This window comes from Micromonospora maritima, from assembly GCF_902825405.1.
In the GTDB taxonomy this organism is placed as follows: domain Bacteria; phylum Actinomycetota; class Actinomycetes; order Mycobacteriales; family Micromonosporaceae; genus Micromonospora; species Micromonospora maritima.
Map to the genome: position 1 here is coordinate 1 of NZ_CADEAU010000232.1, position 8,363 is coordinate 8,363.

The following is an 8,363-nucleotide window of genomic DNA, read 5'->3' on the forward strand; positions in this document are numbered from 1 at the left end:
GCCACCTCGGCCACGCCGGGCAGCTCCCGGGCGGCCCGGCGCGCCCCGTCGATCCGCTCCCGGTCGACCGGCGGGCTGAACTTGGCCGCGCCGAAGTAGCCGGCCGCGTCCACCTCGGCGTGCGGCGGCGCGGGCTCGGCGAGCATCCCGGCGAGCCGGCCGGCCCCGGTGCTCACGTGCGCGAGCAGGTCCCGCACCAGCCAGGGCGGGCACGGGGTGGGCCGGTCCAGCGCCGCGTCGTCGAGGCCGTGCAGGACCCGCTCCAGCCGCGCGCACTCGTCCCGGAACGCCGCCCGGACCGGTGCCACCGGCCCGGTCAGCCCTTCCACCGGGGCACCAGCCGGTGCACCACGGCGAGCACCAGCGCGGCCACCACGGCGATCGTGCCGGCGATGCCGGCCGCGCTGCCGGCGTACCCGACGAAGAGCGGACGGCGGCCGAGCTCCTCGACGGCGACGGTGGAACGGTCGACCAGCCAGGACAGTGCCAGTGCGGCACCCAGCAGAGCCACCACGCCGGCCCCGCCGAGCACGGCGGCGCCCAGCCGGTGTGCGTCGCCCCGTTCCACCACGGCCTGCTCCCGCTGGAAGAACAGCAGCACCAGCCCGGCCGCCGCGGCCCAGGCGCCCACCACCAGGTAGGCGGCGATCGCGTCGCTGGGCCGGTGCCAGCCGGCGGAGAGCGTGGCGACCCCCGCCGCGGCCGCGTAACCGGCGCCGAGGAACGCGCCGGCCACCCGCACCTGCCGCGGCAGCACCAGGATCAGCGCGATCGCCACCGACGCCGCCACCGCGGTGTGTCCGCTGGGCAGGCTGTTGCCGGCGGCGGCCCGTTCCGGGTCGATGCCGAAGTCGGGCCGGACCAGGTAGTACTTGAGCAGCTGGGTGCTCACGTTCGCGCCGGCGATGAGCAGCGTCGCGGTGATCGCGAGCGCCTTGCGGCCCCGGATCAACGCGATGAAGCCGATCACCGCGGTCGCGACCAGCAGCGACACCACCGACATGGCGTTGAGGAGCGTGTCCACCGGACCGTCGATGCGGTCCTGGCCGATCCGGTTGCCGGTCAACGCGACCGTGTCCAGCCACTGCCCCAGTTCGGTGTGCACGGCGAACCGCCACACCAGCACGAACATCGCTGTCTGGGTCAGGGCCAGTACGACCAACCAGACCGCCGTCCAACCCCTCGCCGTCTCCCGCACCCGCACAACTTAGCGGTAGGCCCGGTCCGGCGCGCGCGGGAGCGTCAGGGATCGCGGCGTAGGTTGAGGCGGGGCGACCGGAGGAGGTGGCAGGTGACCGGCGGAGCGGAACGGGAACGGCCCGTCGAGCCGCGCCCGGAGTCGCTGGCCGACCTGCTCGGCGGACGACGGGGCGCGGTGGACGCGACGCTGCCCCCGCTCGCGTTCGGGCTCGGCTGGGTGCTCGGCGGGCTGTGGGGCGGGGTGCTCGCCGCGGTGCTGACCGGCGCGGCCGTGGCCGGTTGGCGGTGGCGGCGCGGTGACCGCCCGCGCTCGGTCCTGGTCGGTCTGCTCGCGGTCTGCGTGGCCGCGCTGATCGCGGTGCGCACCGGCCGGGCGGCCGACTTCTTCCTGCTCCAGATCGCCTCCAACGCGGCCAGCGCGGTCGCCTGGGCGGTCAGCATCGTGGTGCGGTGGCCGCTGCTCGGCGTGGTGGTCGGGGTGGCGTTGCGCCAGCGTGCCCGCTGGCGACGCGACCCGGCGCTGCTGCGGGCGTACGGCCGGGGCAGCTGGGTGTGGACGGCCACGTACGTGCTGCGGGTGGCGGTCTTCGTCCCGCTCTGGCTCGACGGGCGGGTGGTGGCGTTGACGGTGACCCGGGCGGCGCTGACCTGGCCGCTGATCGCGGCGGCGCTGGCGGCGAGCTGGGTGGTGGTGAGCCGGTCGCTGCCGGCCGGGCATCCGGGGCCACGACACCCGGTGGACGCGACCGCTGCGCACGGGGAGCCGGAACCGGCCCCGGAAAGGTAGTGGAGAGGCCGCCACGGGGGGAGCGGCCTCTCCGTGAAATACGGTACTCCGTCCGCGCCACGGATGTGATCCCGTGGAGCGCTGATTTTTCCGTGCCTTTTCGCGCCATGGGTCGTCCCCGGGCGGAGTGGTGGGCCGGTCCGTCCGCTGCGTCGTCCGGACGGCCGGCCCACCCGGCCTGACCGTGGGCGTCAGGCCGTCCGCCGACCCGGCCGCTCCGTTCCCCCATCGGCCGGGGCGGCCTCCTCCGTGGGCGGGGCGAACCCCGCCCACGGAGGAGGAGTCACCTCATCCCTGCGGGAAGTAGGTGCCGTAGTCGGCGTACGCCATCGCGACGTCCGCCTGGGCCCAGAACCGGTGGTAGTTGAAGACCGGCTCCGCGCCGCCGTTCAGGTACGCCTGCACCTTCGGCCAGTCCGGGTCGTTCTTGTAGAACGAGCGGATGTCCAGGAAGCTCTTGCCGCTGGCGATCGCGTCGCCGTTGGGCATCTTCCCGGTCCAGCCGGAGGGCACGTAGAGGCCCTGACCGTCGGCGGCGTTGTAGACGTCGTCGAAGCGCTTGTAGTCGCCGCGCTTCTCCGGCATCGAGACGCCCTTGCTGTCGGCGGCCGCCGAGAGCGCGTCCAGCAGGCCCTTGGCGGTGGTCTTCGCCGCGGCGTTGCCGGACTTGGCCGCGTACGCGATGAGCGTGCGGGCGTAGGCGGCGGCGACGCCGACGTCCTGGCCCTTGACCGTCACCTCGACGTGCAGGTTGGTGTTCGGCTGCGGGCTGGTCGGGTTCCAGTTGGCCGGCTGGCCGGTCCACTTCATGTCCGACGGGATCGACCAGTTGGCGCCGGTCGTGGTGTTGGCGATCGCCCACGGCACCCACTTGTCCAGCAGCGCCTTGGCCTTGGCGTTGCCGGTCTGCAGGTACAGCTCGGCGATGCGCTGCATCGACCAGGCCTGCATGCCGAACCACTGGTTGGACGGCGGGTCGTTGTAGACCGGGTCGACGTCGTAGTACATGCCGTAGAAGGTGGCGGTGCCGGCCGGCGGCTGGGCGTAGCTGCCGTCCCAGCTGTTGGTGGCGCCACCGGCGATGCCGCCCTCGGCGGACTGCAGCCAGGTGTAGAACTCCAGCTGCCGGTCCAGGCTCTTCTGCCAGTCGGAGACCGCGGTCGGCGACTTCGGCTTCAGCTCCGCGACGTTGGTCATCGCCCAGGCCGCGAACGGGTTCTGGTAGCCGAAGTGGTTGTGGCTGGAGCCGATCCGCCACGACCAGTTCTGCGAGGTGTCGTACGCGCCGCCCCAGGCGTAGTACCAGGAGAGCAGGTAGTGCGCCGAGTCGCGGCCGCTGCCGGCCGGGCAGGTGGACGCCCCGACGCAGTTGCCGATCTTCTTGAAGTACTTGTCGAACAGCGCGTAGCGCAGGTAGTCGCCCATCTTCGCGGCCTTGGCCACGGTGGCCGCCACGTCGGCCTCCTTGCCCTGCGCCTTGGCCCAGGTCAGCGCCCAGTAGGCGGCCTGCACGGCGCGCGCGTCGGCGTCCGGCGCGTTGGTGTACTTCCACTGCTTGGCCGGGGCGCTGGACTCCTTGACGAACAGGTCCAGGTAGCCGTTCGGGCCGCCGTGCTTGAACGTGTCGCAGGACGGCTGCGGCACGGTCTCCCACACCGACTCCTGGGTGCCCCGCTGGAACGTGTTGATGTACGCGGGCTTGGTGGTGCCGTCGCCGCAGCGGCCGAAGCCGTAGGTGTTGTCGACGTCGAGCAGCCAGTGCATGCCGTAGATGTCACCGGTGCCGTAGGTGGACTGCAGCTCCGAGCGCAGCGGATCCTGGCCGACCGGGACGCTGGCCTCCAGCGCCGACGGGTACTGGCTGGGCAGGTTGTGCTCGGCCGCGTACTGCGGGGTGCCCGGCGCGCCCGCGGTCGGCTGGTCGGCGTGCGACGGGATGATGTACTTCTCCATCACCGTCCAGGCGTTGTTGAACGGGGCCCAGTTCTGGGTGACCCGGCCGTACTGGGCCTCCAGCCAGAGCCAGAAGCTGAACGCCTCCGAGGTGGTCTCGTGCCCGTGGTCGGGCGCCTCGACGATCAGCGTCTCGATCGAGTGGTACGGCACGCCCTCGGGGCTGAAGTAACCCGAGTTCTTGATCTTGCCGTACTGGTCGAGGAACTTCTTGATGTAGGCGTTGTCGCCGCCCGGGGTGTCGTTGTCGACCTCGGTCGCGACGACCGCGACCGGGGCGAAGCCGGTGGCCGACGCGGTCACGGTGGCGGTGCCGCCGGCGGTGTCGGCGTCCTCTGCGGCGGAGACGGTGGCCGTGACGCCGGTGCTCCAGTTGCTCGGGGTGAGCGTCAGCGTGGCCGGCGAGACGGTGACGTCGCTGTCCCCGGTGACGGCGAGGGTCACCGGGACGTTGCCGCTGGGCGCCGCGCTGAGGGTGTACCGCACCGTGGCGCTGCCACCCTCCTCGACGCTCACCGCGGACGGGGTGGCGAGCAGCTTCGGCCCGGTGGCCGCGCTGACCGTGAACGACTTCTCCGCGGTCGCGCTGCCGCCGGCGTTGTCGTACGCCTTGGCCTGCACGGTGTAACTGCCCGCCGGCAGGTCGAGCAGGTCGTAGCCGTACGGGGCGGTGGTGTCGGTGTTGACCAGCAGGCCGTTGCGGTAGAACTCGACCTTGCTGATGGTCCCGTCGGGGTCGCTGGCGGTCGCGGTCAGCGGGACGTCGGCCGGCGCCTCGAACGGGCCGGCCGGTACGCCGAGCGAGACCGTCGGCGGCTGGTTGGTGGTGGCGCCGTTGCAGGCGACGCCGTTGAGCGTGAACGCGGTGGGCTTCGGGTTGCTGCCGCTGTAGCTGCCGTTGAAGCCGATGCTGGTGGACGCGCCGGTGGGCAGGCTGCCGTTCCACGACTCGTTGGTCGCGGTGACCTCGCTGCCGGACTGGCTCCACTTCGCCGACCAGCCCTGGGTGACCCGCTGGCTGCTGTTCGGGAAGGCGAACTTCAGTGACCAGTTGTTCAGGGCGTCGCCCAGGTTCTTGATGGTGACGGTGGCGGTGAAGCCGGTGTTCCAGTCGCTCGTCGCGTAGGTCACGTCGCAGGCCGGTGCGGCCTGCGCGCTGCTCGCGGGCAGGGCCACCCCGCCGATGGCGAGGGCGGTGGCGGCGACCATCGCCGTGCGGCGACGTCTGGCCAGAAGTCTCATGTGGGCGGTGTCTCCTCGGACCGGGCCGGGACCGGGGTCCCGGCGGGGCGCCTCCACGCGTCGACGGGCGTACGCGGGGGGACGGAGGCGTCCGGAAAGGGGTCGTCCCGGCCGTGCCGGGGATCGGGCGCCGCACCGGTTCGTCACCGGGTGCCCTCGGCGGCCCGCGCTCGCGAGCTGGCTCCACGTCGCGTGTGTCGAGAGTGTGACATGGAAGCGCTCCCACCACAACGGCCAGGGCAGATACCCACGTCCATGTTTCGATCTCGTTTAGGGGCTTTTCCAAAGCCGTGACGGGCGTTACAGTCGCAGCATCGCCGATGGGAGCGCTTCCATCGACGGAGATGTAAGTACTGGATCGTCGGGGACACCCGTGCCCGACGCGTCGGCCCTGTGGCCGACGGCGGACCAGCCCGGACACCGCCGCCGGCCATCACCCGCCAGACGGAGGGAGGTGGAACCAGAGCCACTCGCGTGGCCCGGCTCCCGCGCGACACGCACGACGGACGCCAATTCCACTTCGTGCGTGTGTGCATCACCGGTGGGGACGGGGGTTGCCCTCCCCCGTCCCCACACTAAACCCCCGTTGTCGACGGCAAAAGAGGCCGACGGGACAGGCGTGACACGCCACCCGGACGGCCTTTCTCGCTATCTGCCCCACCCTCGCCGCTCGCCCCAGCCCCCCGAGCGACACCCGCCTACCCCACCTCCGGCCGTCCGCCGGCCGCGCCGCCTCCCGCCGCGACCGCCGGATCGAGGCCGGCCGCCCCTGGCCTATGCTGGGAGCGCTCCCGGCCTCAGGGCGGCCCGTCACTTCGAGGAGAAGTCCCATGTCGTTACTCACCCGACGGCGCCTGCTCCGCCGCGCTGCCCTGTCCGCCACCGCCGCCGGCGCGGCCCGGACCGGGCTCGCCGGCGCCACCCTGGCCGGGACCACCGCCGTCTCCGTCGCCGGATGCGACAGCCCACCCGAGCGCAACACCGACGCGGACCCGGACGGCGGACTGCGGTTCCCGGACAACTTCGGCTGGGGCGCGGCGACCTCGGCGTACCAGATCGAGGGGGCGGCCAAGGAGGACGGACGGGGCGAGTCCGTCTGGGACACCTTCAGCCACACCCCGGGCCGTACCCGCAACGGCGACACCGGCGACGTCGCGGCCGACCACTACCACCGGTACGCCCAGGACCTCGACCTGATGCGCGAGCTGGGGCTGCGCAGCTACCGGTTCTCCATCTCCTGGCCCCGGATCCAGGCCGACGGGTCCGGCCGCCCCAACCAGCGCGGGCTGGATTTCTACCGCCGGCTGCTGGACGGGCTGCACGAGCGCGGCATCGCACCCATGGCCACCCTGTTCCACTGGGACCTGCCGCAGGCGTTGCAGGACGACGGCGGCTGGGAGAACCGGGACACCGCCGAGCGCTTCGCCGACTACGCCGACGCCGTGTTCCGGGCCCTCGGCGACCGGGTGCCGGCCTGGCTGACCATCAACGAGCCGAAGACCGTGGTGCAGAACGGCTACATCTGGGGTCACCACGCGCCCGGCCACCGGGACGAGGCGGCGGCCTACCTGGTGGCGCACCACCTCCAACTCGCCCACGGCCTCGCCGTGCAGGCGTTGCGCGCCTCCGGCGCGTCCGGACGGATCGGTCCGGCGCTCAACCTGCACCCCTGCTACCCGGCCGACGACAGCGCCGAGGCGGCCGCCGCGACCCGCCTCTACGACGGCTACGAGAACCGCCTCTACCTCGACTCCATCTTCAAGGGCGCGTACCCGCAGGACGTGCTGGCCGACCTCGGCCCGGACAGCCGGATGGCCCGTGGCGTCCGGGACGGCGACTTGAAGATCATCTCCAGCCCGGTCGACCTGCTCGCGGTGCAGTACTACACCCCGATCTACGTCACCGGCGGCGGCGGGACGGTGCGCAAGTGGCCCACCTCGGAGGCCGAGTGGCAGCAGATCTACCCCGAGGGCATGTACGACATCCTGACCCGGGTGACCCGTGACTACGGGCGGGTGCCGATCACCATCACCGAGAACGGCCTGCCCTGCCCGGACACCCCCGGTCCGGACGGCAGCATCGACGACGCCGGCCGGGTCAGCTTCCTGCGCGACCACTTCGCCGCCGCCCACCGCGCGGTACGCGACGGCGTGCCGCTGGAGAGCTACCACGTGTGGTCGCTGCTGGACAACTTCGAGTGGGCCGAGGGCTACGACCAGCGCTGGGGCCTGGTCTACGTGGACTACGCGAGCCAGCGACGGGTGCTCAAGCGCAGCGCCCACTGGTACCGCGAGGTGATCCGCCGCAACGGACTCTGACCGGGACCGGCCCGGCCGGCATCCCGCCGGCCGGGCACCCGCCCTCGGCGCCACGGCGACACGGTGACCGCTCAGCGCGGCAGCGCCTGGCCGCAGCTCAGCGCGGCAGCGCCTGCTGGAGTTCGGCGCGCAGCGCCGGGGTGAGCATCTCGCCGGCCTGCTTGGCCAGCCGGGCCATCTCGTAGCCGACCACGCCGATGTCGGCGTCCGCACCGGCAAGCGTCGCCAGGATCGAACCGTCGCGGATCTGCATGACGAGGAAGTAGCCCCGGCCCATCTCGACCACGGTCTGCTTGACGACGTCACCGTCGAACATCTGCGCCGCGCCCGCGGTGATGCTCATCAGGCCCGAGGTCACGGCGGCCAGCTTGTCCGCGTGGTCCCGCGGCAGGTGCGCGGAGATCGCCACCAGCAGCCCGTCCGAGGACACCACCACGGCGTGCGCCACCCCGGGGACCCGCTCGGCGAACGCGTTCACCAGCCAGCTCAGGTCCCGTGCCTCCTGGCTCAACGTCGTCACTGTCGTCGTCCCCCTTCGTCGCGCGGCAGGTACATCTCGGTGGTCTCCTCGGCCTCGGCCCGCCGTACCCCGCCGTAGAAGCGGGACAGCATACCGCCGACCGCCTCCGGGTCCGGCTCGTGCCGCGCGGCCGGGCGGGCGGCCGAGGTGACGGAGGTGAGCTGGGCCATCGGCACCCGTACCGGCAGGCCCCGCTCGTTGGTCCCCCCGGTCACCGGCGTCGGCGCCGGTGCCGGCGTCACACCGAGCACCGCGGACGTGGGTCCCTGCCGGCTGAACCAGCCGCCGCCGGCCGTCGCGGCCGGCGGGGTGAGCACGTCCTCGGCCCGGCCGGGCACCGGAC

6 protein-coding genes and 1 pseudogene are annotated in these 8,363 nt (G+C 72.7%); 2 read left to right on the forward strand and 5 right to left on the reverse strand.

The genetic code is table 11. The annotated features are described in order from the left end of the window. On the reverse strand, positions 1 to 308 hold a 308-nt coding region (locus HUW36_RS19695), incomplete at its 3' end, for a maleylpyruvate isomerase N-terminal domain-containing protein (RefSeq protein ID WP_174529527.1). 8 nt (positions 309 to 316) lie between these two features. Further along, on the reverse strand, positions 317 to 1,204 hold the full coding sequence (locus HUW36_RS19700) for a phosphatase PAP2 family protein (protein ID WP_174529524.1): 888 nt from the start codon (positions 1,202 to 1,204) through the stop codon (positions 317 to 319). A gap of 87 nt (positions 1,205 to 1,291) precedes the next feature. Between HUW36_RS19700 and HUW36_RS19705 the strand changes: the two genes are divergently transcribed. Beyond that, on the forward strand, positions 1,292 to 1,987 hold the full coding sequence (locus HUW36_RS19705; protein ID WP_174529525.1) for a DUF3159 domain-containing protein: 696 nt from the start codon (positions 1,292 to 1,294) through the stop codon (positions 1,985 to 1,987). Between the two features lie 288 nt (positions 1,988 to 2,275). Here the strand turns inward: HUW36_RS19705 and HUW36_RS19710 are convergent, their stop codons facing one another. After that, on the reverse strand, positions 2,276 to 5,173 hold the full coding sequence (locus HUW36_RS19710) for a glycoside hydrolase family 48 protein (protein ID WP_174529528.1): 2,898 nt from the start codon (positions 5,171 to 5,173) through the stop codon (positions 2,276 to 2,278). Between the two features lie 839 nt (positions 5,174 to 6,012). Here HUW36_RS19710 and HUW36_RS19715 point away from each other — a divergent pair. Further along, positions 6,013 to 7,500 (forward strand): GH1 family beta-glucosidase, encoded by a 1,488-nt coding sequence (locus HUW36_RS19715; RefSeq protein ID WP_174529526.1) that lies wholly within the window; start codon positions 6,013 to 6,015, stop codon positions 7,498 to 7,500. 97 nt (positions 7,501 to 7,597) lie between these two features. On the opposite strand, the gene HUW36_RS19720 is transcribed toward HUW36_RS19715, so the two are convergent. After that, positions 7,598 to 8,020, reverse strand: coding sequence for a roadblock/LC7 domain-containing protein (locus tag HUW36_RS19720; protein WP_013287300.1), 423 nt, complete (start codon positions 8,018 to 8,020; stop codon positions 7,598 to 7,600). After that, positions 8,017 to 8,363, reverse strand: a pseudogene (locus HUW36_RS19725) (nitrate- and nitrite sensing domain-containing protein); the annotation flags it as partial. The gene HUW36_RS19720 and the pseudogene HUW36_RS19725, both read right to left, overlap by 4 nt.